Source organism: Amycolatopsis sp. NPDC033938 (genome assembly GCF_055575975.1).
On sequence record NZ_JBVIRO010000020.1, the window covers coordinates 120610 to 135906 of the forward strand.

Here is a 15297-nt window from a genome sequence, read left to right on the forward strand (position 1 = left end):
TATCCGTGTCTGCGGATTCGATTTGCGATTAATCGTTGACCAGAAAGTCGCTAACCAGGTCGAGGCCGTTAACGAGGTCGAGCTAACGACTTGGCAACTTAGTGTCGCGATGCAAGGGGCTGTGTCCCGGTCAACGGGGCAGTGCGGTCAGCGCAGCGGAGTGGATCGGCTACCTAGCGCTCAACTGCCACCCGGACGCACTAAAAGCGCCCGGTCGCTGCTCACCGTCCAGCAGTGAATGGCCGCGTTCAGTGACTTTCACACCATCCAAAGAAATTCCGCGTCCGGTGTAACGAGCATCGGTCGTGTAACGCCAGCGAAGGGCGATTTGTGAGCTTTGTGGCACCTCGGCGGCGACGCGCCACCAAGCCCGATGTCCATGCCCGCCGAGGCCGGTTTGGTCTCCAGCGGGGGCACCCGGTCCGCTTGCACGCAGAGTAATCGTTTTCCAGGTGACTCCGCTGTCGGTACTTATTTCCAAGAAAAGCGAATCCGCGGGTCCCTCGGTGTCCACGAAGGCGTCGAAGGAGACCTTGAGCGGCCCGCCACGGGTCGGCAGCGGCGGGGTCGTGAGCGTGGCCGTGGAGACGTCGCCCGCGCCGCTGAACCAGGCGTCCCGCCCGCGTACGGGGCGGACCGCCATCGCCTTCGCGAGCGAACTCGCCCACGTCTCCCTGGCGAGGTTGATCGAGCCCCAGTTCCGCGTCGGGTGCACGCGGTTGGTGAGCAGGATCGCGAACGACCGCGACAGCGGGTCGATCACCAGCGACGTCCCGGTGAACCCGGTGTGCCCGGCGGTCGAGGGCGCCGACAGCGCGCCCATGTACCAGGGCTGGTCGAGTTCGAAGCCGAGTCCGTGGGAGTTGTCGGGGAATTTGTGGTTGTAGTTCGTCAGCATCGCCCGCACGGTCTCCTCGCGCAGGATCCGGTGACCGCGGTACGCGCCGCCGTTCAGGATCGTCTGCGCCAGTACGGCCATGTCGCCGGCCGTGGAGAACACGCCGGCGTGCCCGGCGACGCCGCCCAGCGACCACGCGTTCTCGTCGTGGACCACGCCCCGCACGAGCCCCCTGGGCGGCTTCGCGGCGTACTCGGTCGCCGCGACCCTGGCGAGTTTCGACGCGGGCGGGTTGTACCCGGTGTCGGCCAGGCCCAGCGGAGCCGCGATGCGGTCCTGGACCACCTTGTCCAGCGGCGCGCCGGCCACCTTCTCGACCAGGAAGCCGAGCGTCAGCAGGTTGATGTCGGAGTAGAGGTACGTACTGCCAGGCGGGTTCTTCAGCGGACTGTCGAGGACGGCCTTCCGGCGCGACGGGATGTCCGGATACTCCTCCCACAGCGAGGGGGACGGCGTCGCGGCGAAACCCGACACGTGGGTCAGCAGTTGCTGGACGGTGACGGCCTCCTTGCCGTTCACCCCGAACTCCGGCAGATACCGCACCACCGGTGCCGAGATGTCCAGCTTGCCGGTCTCGGCCAGTTGCATCACCGCGATGGAGGTGAACAGCTTCGAGATCGAGGCCATGTCGAAGATCGTGTCCGAGCGCATCGGGACTTGCTGCTCGGGCGGCAGTTCGGTGCCGTTCGCGTCGGCGTAGCGGAGGGCGCCGCCGACGGCCTGGCGTTCGACGACCACACCGTCGTGCGCCAGCAGGCCGACCGCCCCGGAGAAATGCGGATGCCCGGTGGCGTCCGGCTTCGTCCAGCTCTCGATGAACCGCTCGGCCGCCTTGATCGGCGCCGGATCGAGCCCGACTTCACCGGGTGCCCCATCGCGCAGCACCGTGGACGCGGGCGCGAAGCCTTCGCGCGGCTTGTCGAACCGGCCCGCCGCACGGTCTCGCTGTTGCTCGTTCCCCGGAATCGCCTGTGCTCCCGCCGTCGACAGCGTGGTCGCCGCGACCAGGACGGAAACAGCCGCGATCAGGATCTTCCTAACACGCAAGGTCGTTCCCCTCAGCGCTAGTCGGGGAACCCGCGGCCGCGATCGACGTCGCCACGGTGCGGACCTGGTCTTTCAGGTCAAGGTGGCGGACGCGGCGCCGTGGCACCGCGATAGCGGGGCCTTCGGCCGGGGCGGGTTCACACGTTCGGTCACTTTTCGGATGCATCTTCAGCTCCGCCGTCCCCTCAGCGATAGAGGAGATGGCGACGGCGTTTCCGGTCGAACTCGGCCAGTTCGGCCTGCCAGGAGCCGACGATCTCGGCCACTCCGGCGCCCTTGTCGATCATCGTGCGCAGCCTGTCGGAACCCGAGAGCTTGTCGAGGAAGTTGTCGGGCCGCCACTTGAACTTGTCCGGGTGCACCTGCTTCGCGGTGACGAACATGGTGACCGCGGTGTGGATGGCGTCGAACGCCCGCGGGTCGGTGATCGTCACCTGCACGCCACCGCACGGCTCGTTCACGAACTTGCCGAACGTCGGCACGAAGTACGCCTCACGGAACTTCACGCCGGGAAGCCGCAGTTCGCCGAGCTTCTCGCGCCAGCGCCAATCGAGGCCGGGCGCGCCGATGATCTCGAAGGGCCTGGTGGTGCCGCGGCCTTCGGAGAACACGGTGCCTTCGAACATTCCGGTGCCGGGATAGACGAGCGCGGTGTCCGGCGTCGGCATGTTCGGACTCGGCGGCACCCAGGTCAGCCCGGTGCGAGCGAAGAGCTGGTCACGCCGCCAGTCGCGCACTTCGACGATCTCGAGCCTGCCCGGCGTGACCCCTTCGGCCGGGAGGAACTCGGCGGCGAAGAACCGCGCGAGTTCGCCGACGGTCATGCCGTGCTGCTGCACGATCGGCTTCCGGCCGACACCCGAGGCGTACGCGGGGTTCAGCATCGGTCCGGCGGCCTTGCCGCCCAACGGGTTCGGCCGGTCCAGCACGACCACCGCCGCGCCGACCTTGGCCGCCGCGACCATCGCCGTGTACAGCGACCAGATATAGGTGTAGAACCGCGCGCCGACGTCGGCGATGTCGAAGACGACGGTGTCCACGCCCGCCTTCGTGAACATCCCGGCCAGCTTCGTCGCATCGACGCCGTACGCGTCGTAAACGGGGACGCCGGTACGGGGGTCGGTGTAGTCGCCTTCGGAACCGCCCGCCTGCGCGCTGCCGCGGAAACCGTGTTCGGGCCCGAACGCGGCGAGCGGGCGGACTCCGGCGGCGACCATCGAATCGACGATGTGATCGCCGCTCGCCAGGACACCTGTCGGGTTCGACAACACGCCGAGCTTGCGGCCGGCCAGCGGAGCCCAGCCCATGGCCGCGAGAACGTCCGCTCCGGTGCGGGTGAGCGGGGGACCTTTGCTCTCGCCGTGCCCCTCGACCTGGGGTTGTGCCTGCGCGACCGAGGACGCGGCCGTCAGCGCCGGGACGGCCAGCGCCCCGGTGGCGAGGAAGCGGCGGCGGTTGAGGTTCACCAGGTCAGCCCATGGCCGAAGGGGTACTTCACCGTGCCCACGTCCTTGCCGGCGGGGACGTCCACCGGCAGCTTGCCCTGCGGCTTCACCTTTCCGAGGATCACCTTCGCCAGTGCTTCGAGCGACGGCGAGATGTAGCCGTACGTGGCGAGCCACGTCTTGATCGGGTTCTCGTAACCGGCGTCGTAGGGGATCTGCGCGGCGACGGCGACGACCGGCTTCCCGGTGTCGGCGAGCGCCTGCAACAGCTTGCCCTGCAACGGATACGTGCCGACGTTGTTGGTCAGCACGACGACGAGGTCGACGTTCTTGGCCGCCGCGACGGCCTGCGCGATCTGCGCGTCGGTGGGGGTCTGGCCGGTCTGCAGCGCTGTCGCCTGCGTGCCGTGCGCGGTGAGCTTCGCGGCCAGCGAGGTCGTCGTGCTCACGCCCCAGCCGGTCACGAGCGTCTTCGCGGGCTGCTGCTTGAGCGGCAGGACGCCGCCGTCGTTGCGGATCGCGGTGATCGACCGGTCCGCGATGCCCTGCGCGGTGGCGAGGTTGGCCGGGACGCCGACCTTCGACATCACCTTGGCCGGGTCGACGAACGGTGAGGTCAGGATGCCGCGGTTCAGCTTGAGCTTGAGGACGCGCAGGACGCTCTCGTCGATGCGGCGCTCGGTCAGCTCACCCTTGCGGACCGCGTCGAGCACCGAGTTGATCGCGAGGTCGAGGTTCACCGGCATCAGCAGCTGGTCGATGCCCGCCTTGAGCGCCAGCACGGGGATCTCCGCGTCGGTGTGCATCTCGCGTACGGCGTCCATCGAGAGGGAGTCGGTGACGACGACGCCGCGGTAGCCGAGTTCCCCGCGCAGCTTGCCGGTGAGGATCGGCTTCGACAGCGTGGCGGGTTCGCCGGACGGGTCGAGACTCGGGAACTGGATGTGCGCGCTCATGATCGAGTCGATGCCCGCCGCGATGGCGGCCTTGAACGGCGGCACGTCGGTCTCGCGCCAGCTGGCCTCGCTCCGGTCGATCCGGGGCAGTTCGAGGTGACTGTCGGTGGCCGCGTCGCCGTGGCCGGGGAAGTGCTTCGCGGCGGCGGATACCGTCTCGGAGCGCCGTCCGGAGTCCTGGAAGCCCTTGACCTGCGCTCCGACGAAGTCGCTCGCCAGATCCGGGCGGCCGGAGAAGGAACGGACGCCGATCACCGGGTTCGCCGGGTTGGAGTTCACGTCCGCGTCGGGGGCGAAGTCCTGGTTGATGCCGACGGCACGGAGTTCGTGCCCGAGGATCCGGGCGGCCTCCTGCGCGGCGGCGGTGTCGCGGCCGGCCGAGATCGCCATCGCGTTCGGCAGTTCGGTGGCGGGGGCACCCATCCGGGTGACCGTGCCGCCCTCCTGGTCGGTCGCGATCTGCAGCGGGATGTGGGCGCCGCTGCGGATGGCCGCCCGCTGGAGCCCGTTGGACAGCTTGGCGACCTGCACCGGGTCGTCGAAGTTGTCGCGGCTGTCGTTGTTGAAGTAGATGACGCCGCCCAGGTGGTACTTCTCGATCACCTGCGCGGGGGTGTCCACTCCGAAGTCGGCCTTGTTCTTGGCGTTGACCTCGTCGGCGGACTTCCCGTTCACCCACGTGACGAACAGCTGTCCGACCTTCTGCTCCAGGGTCAGCCCGCGCAGCGTCCGCTGCGCCTCCACGTCCGCGGTCACCGGCTGCGCGGTCGCCGGAACGCCCGAGACGGCGAGGACGAGCAGACCCGCGAGGGGTACGGCGAGCGCATGGATCCTCCGATGACGGGCGTGCGCGGTTCGGGTCGTCACCTCAAGCCTCCCAGATTCGTGCCTGACTCTCAGGTGGAAAGAAGTCCACCCGGAAGCACTGATATCCGGAAGCTACCCACGAGCACTTTGCTTGTCCATCAGCCACCCCCGCGAACGGTCCGTTCATACACAAAGGGACGCGAAGTGGCCGGTCACGACGGAAAAGACGGGCAAAACACTGGCGGCGCCCGTCGGCCGAAGCCGGCGGGCGCCGCCAGTCAGTGCAGGCAACTCGGGCGACCAAGCGTGCAACTCTGGTCGTACCTTCATGGACTCGGCGTCCGGCGTCCCGGTACGCAGTCCCTAGACGACGAGCCTCCCGCGGCGCGCTGCGCGTGGGTACCCGGTGTCCGCACACGGAGATTCGCCGGGGTGGAACAGGCTTCTCTTCTACCTGTTCCCTGGCCGACCGAACGTCCGCACCTACTTTCTACGCCGTGAGCCGGGTCACTTCAAGTGCGCAGACGGGTGCACCGGTACAGAGGCTCGATCTAGTGACACGGGCACCCTCCGCGACGGACAATTCGCGGCCCTGACTGCGAAAACCGGCTCGGTACCGCCGGGTGGGTAAGCGTTCAGCGGGTGCGTTTGCGCCGGTTGTAGCCGTACCAGGTGGCGCCCGCGGCGACGGCGCCGAGCGCGACCAGGCCCGCCGACTTGGCCGGGATCCGGGTCCGTAACGACATCGGGCGCTCGAACGCGAGGATCTCCCAGCCCTGTTCGGTCGCGTGCTTGCGCAGGACGCGGTCGGGGTTGACCGCGTGCGGCCGCCCGACGACCTCGAGGAGCGGGATGTCCGTACTCGAATCCGTGTACGCGTGGCACTGCGCGAGGTCGTAGCCGTAGGTCGCCGCGAGTTGCTTCGCGGCGACGGCCTTGTTCTCGCCGTAGCAATAGAAATCGACTTCGCCGGAGTAGCGACCGTCCACGATCTGCATGCGCGTGGCCACGCTGCGCGTCGCGCCGAGCATTTCGGCGACCGGGGCGACGACCTCTTCGCCGGTCGCCGAAAGCACCACGACGTCGTGACCGTCCGCGCGATGCGAGGAGATCAGTTCGGCGGCTTCCGCGTAGACGAGCGGGTCGACGACGTCGTGCAGCGTTTCGCGGACGATCGCGGAAACCTGCGCGACGTCCCATCCGGCGCACAGCGCGGAAACCTCGGCCCGCATGCGTTCGGTCTTCGCCGCGTCCGCACCCGCGAGTGAGAAGACGAGTTGGGCGTACGCGCTGCGAAGCGCGGCTCGGCGGTTGATCAGGCCTTGGCGCAAAAGAGGCTTGCTGAAGGCCAGGGCGCTCGAGGACGCGATGATCGTCTTGTCGAGATCGAAGAACGCCGCGACCGGGCTCGGTGTCGTGCTGGGTTGGGCCACTCGCCAAGGATAGGAGAGCCGGACGGCGGCTCGCCGGTTGGTCGACCACGATCGGGATACGGCGGTGGAAAATTCACGACCGGACATCGGATCCGGCGCGTCGTGCCGTTATCGAATTGTGGGTACCGGCGCGCACCGCAACGGGCCGGTACCAGAGTTACAGTGAGATTGTCCGGTGTCGCACCGGGCCCAGGTTCAGTCCGACCCCCCGGGGCTGAACCCCAGGCGGCCCCCGTCCCTCCCCCCTGGCGGGGGCCGCCCTCCGTCTTCCCGCTGCGCCAATGGTTCAGACCTTGTCGGCGCGCGAAATCCTCGCTGAGACAACGCCGATCCGGCCCTCGCTCGCGAATCTCCCTTTGCTGCCAACCCTTTTCGTGCCCGTCCAGGTCGGAAAACGAAACGGGTATGCGCGCTGCGGGAAAGCCGGAAAGTGTGTCAGAAGGGTACGACGGAAACGGATCGGAAATCGGTTTCCCGTTCCGGAGTTGTCCACAACACCCCGGTTGTCCACAGGTACGGCGGAATGGCGTTGTGCGTTGCCGGGACCCGGCGCGACCGTGGAGTCACAGACCGAATCCGACCGAACCCCGGGGGAGTCATGGCCGAGGAACATCCGCTCGTCGTCGCCGGAGACGACGTCCTGCTCGACGAGATTCTGCGCGTGGCCGCGGCCGCGGGCTGCGAGGTCGAACGCGCGCCCGATCTGGCCGCCGCTCGCGGGAGGTGGGCCAGGGCGCCGCTCGTCGTACTCGACGAAGAAGCCGCGAGTACGCCGAACCGGCTGCTGCGGCGGAACAACGTCCTGCTCGTCTGCAAGGGCGCGCCGACGCCGGTGACGTGGGAGCGTGCCTTCAACACCGGTTCGGAGAAGGTCCTTTCGCTGCCGGACGAGGAAGGTGACCTCATCGGCGCGTTCGCGGACGTCGTCGACGGGCCGGCGCGAGACGACGGCGTCGTCATCGGGGTCATCGGCGGGCGGGGAGGAGCCGGAGCCTCCGTACTGGCGGCCGCCGTCGCGTACCAGGCGGAGAAATCGGGGAGCGGCGGGCTGCTCGTCGACTGCGACCCGCTCGGCGGCGGCATCGACGTACTCCTCGCCGCCGAACGCGATCGCGGACCGCGCTGGCCGGAACTCGACCTCGGCGGCCGGGTGTCCATGACGGCGTTGAGCGAAACCCTGCCGCGGAAACGGTACGCCACCGGGGCACTGTCCTTTGTGTCCTACGGACGGGAAGGGCGCGGTCCCGGGCCGGAGGCGATCGAGGGTGTGTTGTGCGCCGGACGGCGGGCGGGGCGGACGGTCGTCTGCGATCTGCCTCGGTATTTCGGCGCCGAGACGGCCGCCGTGCTCGGGCTGGCGGATCTGGTCGTGGTCGTCGTCCCCGCGGAACTGCGTGCCTGCGCGGCGGCGAGACAGGTCCTCGCCAGGGTCGAACCCCACGCGGCACGGATCGGTGTCGCCGTCCGGGGTCCGTCTCCCGCCGGGCTGATCCCGCAGGAGATCGCCGACGCCGTCGGTGCCCCGCTCATCACGTCGATGGGCCGCGAGCGGTCCCTTTCGACAGCGCTCGACCGCGGTGAGTTCGTCCCGAGGCATCGCGGACATCTGGCGACGGCCGCCGCCGAGGTCCTCGCCGCCGCGCGCGGGGATCTGGCCGGTGCCTTGCGATGACCGACGATCTCGTCGAACGGGTACGGCGGCGGCTGGCCGGATCGGCCGTGAAGGCGGATCCCGTGAGCGTCGCGCGGGCGGTCCGCGCCGAAGCGGGTGGCGCGCTCGGTCAGGACGCCGTGCTCGGAGCGGTCCGGCTGGCCCGCGACGAGTTCGTCGGTGCCGGACCGCTCGCCCCGCTGCTCGAAAACCCCGGCACCACCGACGTTCTCGTCACCGCGCCGGACGAGGTCTGGACCGACACCGGTGATGGTCTCAAAAGGACGGACATCCGTTTCGCGGACGAGGAGGCCGTCCGCAGGCTGGCCCAGCGGCTTGCCCTCGCCGGCGGACGGCGGCTGGACGACGCGCAGCCGTTCACCGACTGCTGGCTGCCGGGAGTCGGGCCGCACGGCCGGATCCGGATGCACGCGGTGCTCCCGCCGATCGCGCCGGCCGGAACCTCCCTTTCGCTGCGCGTTCTGCGTCCAGCCACCCATGATCTCGCCGCTTTGCGGCTGCGCGGGGTGTTCGGAAGCAGTGGCGCCGCCCTGCTCGATTCGGTCATCCGGCGACGGCTCGCGTTCCTGGTGTCCGGCGGGACCGGGGCAGGCAAGACGACCTTGCTTTCCGCGCTGCTCGGCGCGGTGCCCCCGGCCGAACGCATCGTCTGCGTCGAGGACGCCGGTGAGCTGCAACCGGACCATCCGCAGTTCGTCAGCCTGATCGCCCGCCCACCCAACGTCGAAGGGGCAGGCGAGATCGGCCTCGGCGAACTCGTGCGACAGGCGCTGCGCATGCGTCCGGACCGCCTGGTCGTCGGTGAGGTGCGGGGCGAGGAGATCTGCGCGTTGCTCAACGCGATGAACACCGGGCACGAGGGCGGAGCGTGCACCCTGCACGCCAATTCGCCGTCGGAGGTACCGGCCCGGATGGAGGCGCTGGCCGCCCTCGGTGGCCTGAAACGGGACGCGCTGCACAGCCAGCTGACCGCGGCGGTGCGGGTCGTCCTGCACATGCGCCGCCTGCCGAGCGGCATCCGTCGGCTGGACGAGGTGGGCGTACTGCGGTCACTGCGAGGCGAGGCCAAGGTCGTCCCGGTGTGGAGCCAAGGCCACTGGATCGGCGACGAGACACCGTTCGAGGAGATGGCGGCATGAACCCTTGGCTCCTCCTCTCCTGCGGCGCGGGGCTGGCTTGCTGGCCGAGGCAGGTGGCTCGCACTCCGTTCGCTTGGCGCCTTCCCCCGGCCGTTCGCGCCAGGTGGTGGCCCCTGCCCGCGTTGCTCGTTCTGCCGGTTCTCGGGATCGGCTGGGCCACGGCGACGCTGGTGCTCACCTTGACCGTTCGCCAGGAGCACCGGCATCGGGCACGCGCGAAGGCGGCGCTGGCCGAAGCCGAACTCACCGCGTCCGTGCTGCGGACGATGGTCGGGGAACTCCGGGCGGGCGCCCATCCGGTGGCGGCGGCCGAAGCCGCGGCGGAGGCGCTACCCGCGTCGTCCGGACGGTTACGCGGGCTGATCGCGGCCGCCAGGCTCGGCGGCGAGACGGCCGATCCGGACGCGCCACCGGCACTGGTGAACGCGTGGGCCCTCGCCGGCCGGTACGGGCTTCCGATGGCCGACGTCCTCGATGCCGCGCGGCGGGACGCCGAGGCGGAGATCGGCTTCCGCCGCCGTCTCAAGGCCAAGATGGCCGGTCCCCGGGCGAGTGCCGCCGTCCTCGCCGCCCTGCCGCTGATGTGCCTGCCGCTCGGCGAGGCGATGGGAGCGGGCCCGGTCAGCGTCCTCACCGGGACGGGCACCGGTCAGTTGTTGCTTGTCGTGGGCAGCGGGCTGATCTGGACGGGCACGGCCTGGTGCCGGACTCTCACCGGGCGGGTGGCGCCGTGCTGACTCCAGTGGCGTTCCTCCTGCTTGGCGGAGCCGTCTGCTGCTGGCCACTTGTCGGACCCGGCGTCGCCGCGCGGCCGGGACGTCTCCTCACGTGGCTGCGGGAACGGGCGTCCAGGGACAAAGGCGTCTCCGAACTTCTCAGCTCGGCGGCCACCCTCGACCTGCTGGCCGCTTGTCTGGCAGGTGGGTTGCCGGTGCCCGTCGCGCTGGAGGCCGTCGGGCCGGCCGCCTCACCGGCGACCGCCGCGGCTCTGCGTTCGGTGGCGTCCCACCTCGCCGTGGGCGTCGCACCCGCCGAGGCCTGGGCGCCGGTCCGTGACCGGCCCGGTCTGACCGAACTGTCCGTCGCCGCGGTGCGCACCGCGAGGGCGGGCACCGCGCTGGCGACTCACGCGAAGGACCTCGCGCGACGGCTGCGCGAGTCGCTTTCCGCCGAAGCCGAGGAACGCGCCGAACGGGCCGGGGTGCTGCTGGCCGCGCCGATCGGCCTGTGCTTCCTGCCCGCGTTCCTTTGCCTCGGTGTCCTGCCCGTCGTGCTCGGCCTCGCCGGGCGTCTCGGCGGAATCCTCTGACCCACGGAATTCTCATGATCGAAAGGCGATCACCATGAACAAGTTCCCCACCTTCCGCGAGGACGACGGCATGGCGACGGTCGAGTACGCCATCGCCACCTTGGCCGCCGCCGCGCTGGCCGGTGTGCTCTACCTGGTCGTCAACAGCGACGCCGTCATCGCCGGGCTGACCGCGCTCATCGAGCGGGCCTTGTCGGTGAAGTCCTGATGCCCGGCGGCGACCGCGGGTCCGTCACGGTGGAGGCCGCGCTCGGCATCGGCGCGCTGACCTTCGTCTCGGCCCTGTTGCTGGCCGGGATCGGGGTCGCCGCGGATCAGCTCCGCTGCACCGACGCCGCCCGCGAGGCGGCCCGGCTCCTCGCCCGCGGCGACCCCGCCCGCGCCGGACAGGCGGTGCGGGAGATAGCGCCGTCCGGTGCCCGTCTGGACGTCGTCCGCGATGGCGACGCCATCACCGTCGGCGTCGAGGCCGAACCGGCGGCCGGACTGCTGCCGGGTATCCGGCTGCGCTCTCACGCCTTCGCGATCGCGGAACCGGTCGCCGAGCCGGGTGGCGGACCGTGAGCGCGGACGATCGCGGAGTCGCGACCGCCTGGACGGCCTCGATCGTCGCCGTCCTGATCTCCGTCGCCGTGGTCACCTTCTGGATCGGCGCCGCCGTCACGACCCGGCATCACACCGAGGCCGCCGCCGATCTGGCGGCGCTCGCCGCGGCCTCGCACGCCACGGAAGGTCCCGGCGCGGCCTGCGACCGGGCGCGGCAGGTCGCCGTCCGGATGTCGGTCACGCTGCTGACCTGCCGCTGGGAGCGAGGAGACGCGCTGGTCGAGGTGCGGTCGGCGGTGCGGGGACACCTGGCGACCCTGGGACAGGCGGAGGCACGGGCGAGGGCGGGGCCGGTCGACCGGCCACCGTGACGGACGTCGCACGGTGAACGGTCGGCCAAATGCTGACCGGCCGGTAGTACGGGCGAGTAACCACCGGGCGCGAGCAGCGGTCGTTGATACGCGGCGAGCGGTCGAAGCCATGATCAGCGCCCCGGCGAACGGTCGCACGCCGCCCGTCGCGACCGTGACCACCTGGGCGAGATGCCCTGCTCGGCTGCGACGAACGGTGCGGCACCGGTCGCGTCCACCCGTTCATCGGACGTGCGGCGTTCGGTCCGTCCTGTCGGATCACCGCGCGTTCATCGCTAAGTAACCGCCGGTTGTCGCGTGAGGGCTTCTCCCGATGTGCAACTTGCCGTTTATTGAGATGTGCGCCACTTCGAGAAGGTCGCCGGGTGGCACGGACACAGGACAGAGTTGACCTGAGGCAGGGGCAGTAATGTTGGACGCGAATTGGCCGGACAGCTGGCGGGGCGCCTTCCGCATCGAGATGCGGGCGGAGGCGATCGGCCTCGCCTGGCGTGGCTGGCCGGTGCTCCCGGGTGCGGAGCCCGCCGCGCTCACCCCGGAAGGTGACGACCTCACCTGGCGGCGTCCCGTGCCGGCACAGGACAACTGGCGTGAACTGATCGAGACCCACCCGCACGAGGTCGCCACCTGGTTCGGTGACGACACGCACAGCCTGCTCGTGGCCACCGGCACCGTACTGGACGCCATCGAGGTCGACGACCAGCTCGGCAAGCGGGCCGCCCGCCTGCTGCGCGCCACCGGTCACCCGGCCCCGATCGTCGCGATGCCGAACGGCCGCTGGCTGTTCCTCACCACCGTCGCCGCGAGCATCCCGCAGGAACTGGCCGCGCAGGCCTCGATCCAGTGGCACGGCGCGAACGACTACATCCCGCTGCCCCCGTCGCCGTTCCAGCACGGTGTCGTGCACTGGCGGGTCAAGCCCGAGGTCTGGGGCTGGCAGCTGCCCGCGGCCGCCGACGTGCACGACGTGCTCGTTCGTGCGCTGGCCGGCGACAAGGCCGCCACCCCCGTGGCGACCCTGACCACCGCCGCCTGATCAACCCACCTCACTTCTGAACCACCAAGTGGCCTGACTGCGGCCCGTGCTGACGCAAAGCCCCGAGCACGGTGTCCAGAACGGCCACTGCCCCCGCCTTGTCCAGCGGATCGTTGCCGTTCCCGCACTTCGGCGACTGGACGCAGGACGGGCAGCCGGCCGGGCACTCGCAGGAAACGATCGCCTCCCGCGTTGCGGCCAGCCAAGGGACAATCGCGGCAAATCCGCGATCGGCGAATCCCGCACCCCCGGGATGGCCATCGTGCACGAACACCGTCGCCTCCCCGGTGTTCTCGTGCCACGCGGTCGACACCCCGCCAATGTCCCAGCGGTCGCACGTAGCGAACAGCGGTAGCAGGCCGATCGCCGCGTGCTCGGCGGCATGCAGGGCACCGGGGACGCGCGCCGGATCCAACTCGGCGCCCGTCCCCGGTGCCCCGCCAAGTTCCTTGGTCCCCACCCTGGAGCCTCCGGTCCCCACCGGCTCCAGAACTTCGGTCCCCGACCGATGGCCCCCGGTCCCCGCCAAGCCATCGGAAGGGCCGAGCAGCTCCGCCGAGATCGTGTACCAGACGGCGCGGGTGTGCAGGCTCTGCTCCGGCAGGTCCAGCGGTGTCTGGTCCAGCACCTCACCCGAGGGTCGCCTCCGCAAGTAGCCGACCACTTGCGAACTCACCGACACCTCGCCGAGATTCACCGTGACCCCGCCGTACACCCTGCTCTCTTCGGTGCGCAGCACACTGATGTCGACGATCTCGCGCGGCGACGTGGTCCAGTCCGGATCCTCCGCGTGCACCATGGCCAGGCCGGTCTCGAGATCCAGTTCGTCGACCACATAGGACGAACCCTGATGCAGGTACACCGCGCCGGGATGTACCGCGTAGCAGGCGGAACCCGGATCGACCGTGCCGAGCATCCGCCCGGAATCGGCCTCCACCACCGCGATCTGCTCGCCGCCGGTCCCGCGGATGCCGACGTCGGCGTGCGGCCGGTCGCGTGAAGTCCAGTACCAGCCGCTCGTCCGGCGCCGGATGATCTTCTCCTTGACCAGATCGGCGAGCACGGCCCGCGCCGCGTCACCGCCGAAGGCCGCGACCTCCGGTTCGGTCAGCGGAAGTTCGGCGATGGCGCAGGCCAGCTGCGGTGCCAGCACATACGGGTTCGACGGGTCGAGGACGGCGGCTTCCACCGGCCGGTCCAGGATCGCGGCCGGATGATGCACGAGATAGGTGTCCAGCGGATCGTCGCGGGCCACGAAGACCACCAGTGCCGCGTCACCCGCGCGCCCGGCTCGCCCGGCCTGCTGCCAGAACGACGCGAGGGTGCCGGGATAACCGGCCAGCACCACCGCGTCGAGGCCCGCGATGTCGACGCCGAGTTCGAGCGCGTTCGTCGTCGCCACCCCGAGCAACCGGCCGGACAACAACGCCGCTTCGAGGGCGCGGCGCTCTTCTGGCAGGTATCCGGATCGATACGCGGCGACGGACTCCGCCAAGGAACCGTCCACTTCGGACAGAATCCGGCGCGCGCCGAGCGCGGTCAGCTCCGCGCCTCGCCGCGACCGGACGAACGCCAGCGAACGGGCGCCCTCGATGACCAGTTCGGCGAGGATCCGCGAAGCCTCGGCGCCGGCCGAGCGCCGCACCGGTGCCCCGTTCTCACCGGAAAGTTCCGACAACAGCGGGGGTTCCCACAACGCGACCGTGCGGGAGCCGCGCGGCGAGCCGTCCTCGGTGACCGGGACACAGTCGTGCCCCGACAGCTTCGAGGCGAACGCGGCCGGGTCCGCCGTCGTCGCCGACGCGAGGACGAAGACCGGTGAAGCGCCGTAATGCGCGGCGACCCGTCGCAGCCTGCGCATCAGCAGCGCCACATGGGAACCGAAGACGCCGCGATAGCTGTGGCATTCGTCGATGACGACGAACGAGAGCCGCCGGAAGAACCGGGACCAGCGCGCGTGCGACGAGAGGATCCCGCGATGCAGCATGTCCGGGTTGGTGAACACCCAGTTCGCGTGGGCGCGTACCCAGTCCCGTTCCTCCAGCGGAGTGTCGCCGTCGAACGACGCCGCGCGCACCTTCTTGATTTCCAATGAGGAAACGGCGCGCAGCTGATCGGCGCCGAGTGCCTTGGTCGGGGACAGGTACAGCGCCGAAGCCCGCTCGTCCTCGACGAGTGCCGAGAGCACGGGCAACTGGTACGCGAGCGATTTACCCGACGCCGTGCCGGTGGAGATCACGACGTGCCTGCCATCGCGGACCAGTGAGGCGGCTTCGGCCTGATGCCGCCACGGAGCCTTGACCCCGCTCGCCGCCAGCGCTTCGACGACCGGAGCCGCCACCCACTCCGGCCAGTCCACCGAATCCGCCCGGCGAGCGGGAAGTTCGGCCACATGGGTGACCGGGTACAGCGAAGCGGGGATCCCCGCCGTCGCGCGGTCGAGAAGCCGCCGGCCCTTACCGGATTCCGCCGTGCCGTCCACCTTCAGAGCTTCGCACAGCGCACCGACAGAAAACGGCCGCCGCCGATCGGATCGAGCTCCGGGAGGGGGCACGGATGATCGATACAGTGATCAGCCTCACAAGGTAACGGAACGTACGGTGCCGGGGACGCCCTGCCGCCCGCCATCCCACTACCA

General features: G+C 70.0%; 13 protein-coding genes. 8 read left to right on the forward strand and 5 right to left on the reverse strand.

Annotated elements, in window-relative coordinates:
• Positions 1-169 precede the first annotated feature (169 nt).
• From ACZ5ZX_RS34880 to ACZ5ZX_RS34895, 4 genes are all read right to left on the reverse strand, one after another.
• Positions 170-1945, reverse strand: coding sequence for a serine hydrolase domain-containing protein (locus ACZ5ZX_RS34880; protein ID WP_465506240.1), 1776 nt, complete (start codon positions 1943-1945; stop codon positions 170-172).
• Between the two features lie 185 nt (positions 1946-2130).
• On the reverse strand, positions 2131-3411 hold the full coding sequence (locus tag ACZ5ZX_RS34885; RefSeq protein ID WP_465506241.1) for an exo-beta-N-acetylmuramidase NamZ family protein: 1281 nt from the start codon (positions 3409-3411) through the stop codon (positions 2131-2133).
• Positions 3408-5213 carry a glycoside hydrolase family 3 protein gene (locus tag ACZ5ZX_RS34890; protein ID WP_465506242.1) on the reverse strand — a complete coding sequence of 602 codons (1806 nt, stop codon included), beginning with the start codon at positions 5211-5213 and terminating at the stop codon, positions 3408-3410. Before ACZ5ZX_RS34890 ends, ACZ5ZX_RS34885 begins: the two co-directional genes overlap by 4 nt.
• Positions 5214-5788: 575 nt before the next feature.
• A complete protein-coding gene (locus ACZ5ZX_RS34895; protein WP_465506243.1) occupies positions 5789-6586 on the reverse strand; it encodes an HAD family hydrolase in 798 nt (265 codons plus the stop codon).
• Between the two features lie 598 nt (positions 6587-7184).
• Here ACZ5ZX_RS34895 and ssd point away from each other — a divergent pair.
• From ssd to ACZ5ZX_RS34935, 8 genes are all read left to right on the forward strand, one after another.
• Complete coding sequence (gene ssd, locus ACZ5ZX_RS34900) at positions 7185-8258, forward strand: septum site-determining protein Ssd (RefSeq protein ID WP_465506244.1); 1074 nt, start codon at positions 7185-7187, stop codon at positions 8256-8258.
• Positions 8255-9397, forward strand: a complete 1143-nt coding sequence (locus ACZ5ZX_RS34905; RefSeq protein ID WP_465506245.1) for a TadA family conjugal transfer-associated ATPase — start codon at positions 8255-8257, stop codon at positions 9395-9397. Before ssd ends, ACZ5ZX_RS34905 begins: the two co-directional genes overlap by 4 nt.
• Positions 9394-10134, forward strand: a complete 741-nt coding sequence (locus ACZ5ZX_RS34910; RefSeq protein WP_465506246.1) for a type II secretion system F family protein — start codon at positions 9394-9396, stop codon at positions 10132-10134. Before ACZ5ZX_RS34905 ends, ACZ5ZX_RS34910 begins: the two co-directional genes overlap by 4 nt.
• On the forward strand, positions 10128-10706 hold the full coding sequence (locus tag ACZ5ZX_RS34915) for a type II secretion system F family protein (protein WP_465506247.1): 579 nt from the start codon (positions 10128-10130) through the stop codon (positions 10704-10706). The genes ACZ5ZX_RS34910 and ACZ5ZX_RS34915 overlap by 7 nt, the downstream gene beginning before the upstream one ends.
• A 34-nt stretch (positions 10707-10740) precedes the next feature.
• Positions 10741-10914, forward strand: a complete 174-nt coding sequence (locus ACZ5ZX_RS34920) for a DUF4244 domain-containing protein (protein WP_465506248.1) — start codon at positions 10741-10743, stop codon at positions 10912-10914.
• Positions 10914-11270 (forward strand): TadE family type IV pilus minor pilin, encoded by a 357-nt coding sequence (locus tag ACZ5ZX_RS34925; RefSeq protein ID WP_465506249.1) that lies wholly within the window; start codon positions 10914-10916, stop codon positions 11268-11270. The genes ACZ5ZX_RS34920 and ACZ5ZX_RS34925 overlap by 1 nt, the downstream gene beginning before the upstream one ends.
• On the forward strand, positions 11267-11623 hold the full coding sequence (locus tag ACZ5ZX_RS34930) for an Rv3654c family TadE-like protein (protein WP_465506250.1): 357 nt from the start codon (positions 11267-11269) through the stop codon (positions 11621-11623). The genes ACZ5ZX_RS34925 and ACZ5ZX_RS34930 overlap by 4 nt, the downstream gene beginning before the upstream one ends.
• 409 nt (positions 11624-12032) lie before the next feature.
• Positions 12033-12659, forward strand: a complete 627-nt coding sequence (locus ACZ5ZX_RS34935) for a bifunctional DNA primase/polymerase (protein WP_465506251.1) — start codon at positions 12033-12035, stop codon at positions 12657-12659.
• A gap of 10 nt (positions 12660-12669) precedes the next feature.
• On the opposite strand, the gene ACZ5ZX_RS34940 is transcribed toward ACZ5ZX_RS34935, so the two are convergent.
• Positions 12670-15141, reverse strand: a complete 2472-nt coding sequence (locus ACZ5ZX_RS34940) for a DEAD/DEAH box helicase (RefSeq protein ID WP_465506252.1) — start codon at positions 15139-15141, stop codon at positions 12670-12672.
• Positions 15142-15297: the final 156 nt, after the last annotated feature.

Excerpts from the sequence above, each read along its gene's own strand:
- ssd (WP_465506244.1), top strand. The coding sequence starts at position 7,185 with ATGGCCGAGGAACATCCGCTCGTCGTCGCCGGAGACGACGTCCTGCTC.
- ACZ5ZX_RS34905 (WP_465506245.1), top strand. The coding sequence starts at position 8,255 with ATGACCGACGATCTCGTCGAACGGGTACGGCGGCGGCTGGCCGGATCG.
- ACZ5ZX_RS34910 (WP_465506246.1), top strand. The coding sequence starts at position 9,394 with ATGAACCCTTGGCTCCTCCTCTCCTGCGGCGCGGGGCTGGCTTGCTGG.
- ACZ5ZX_RS34920 (WP_465506248.1), top strand. The coding sequence starts at position 10,741 with ATGAACAAGTTCCCCACCTTCCGCGAGGACGACGGCATGGCGACGGTC.
- ACZ5ZX_RS34925 (WP_465506249.1), top strand. The coding sequence starts at position 10,914 with ATGCCCGGCGGCGACCGCGGGTCCGTCACGGTGGAGGCCGCGCTCGGC.
- ACZ5ZX_RS34935 (WP_465506251.1), top strand. The coding sequence starts at position 12,033 with ATGTTGGACGCGAATTGGCCGGACAGCTGGCGGGGCGCCTTCCGCATC.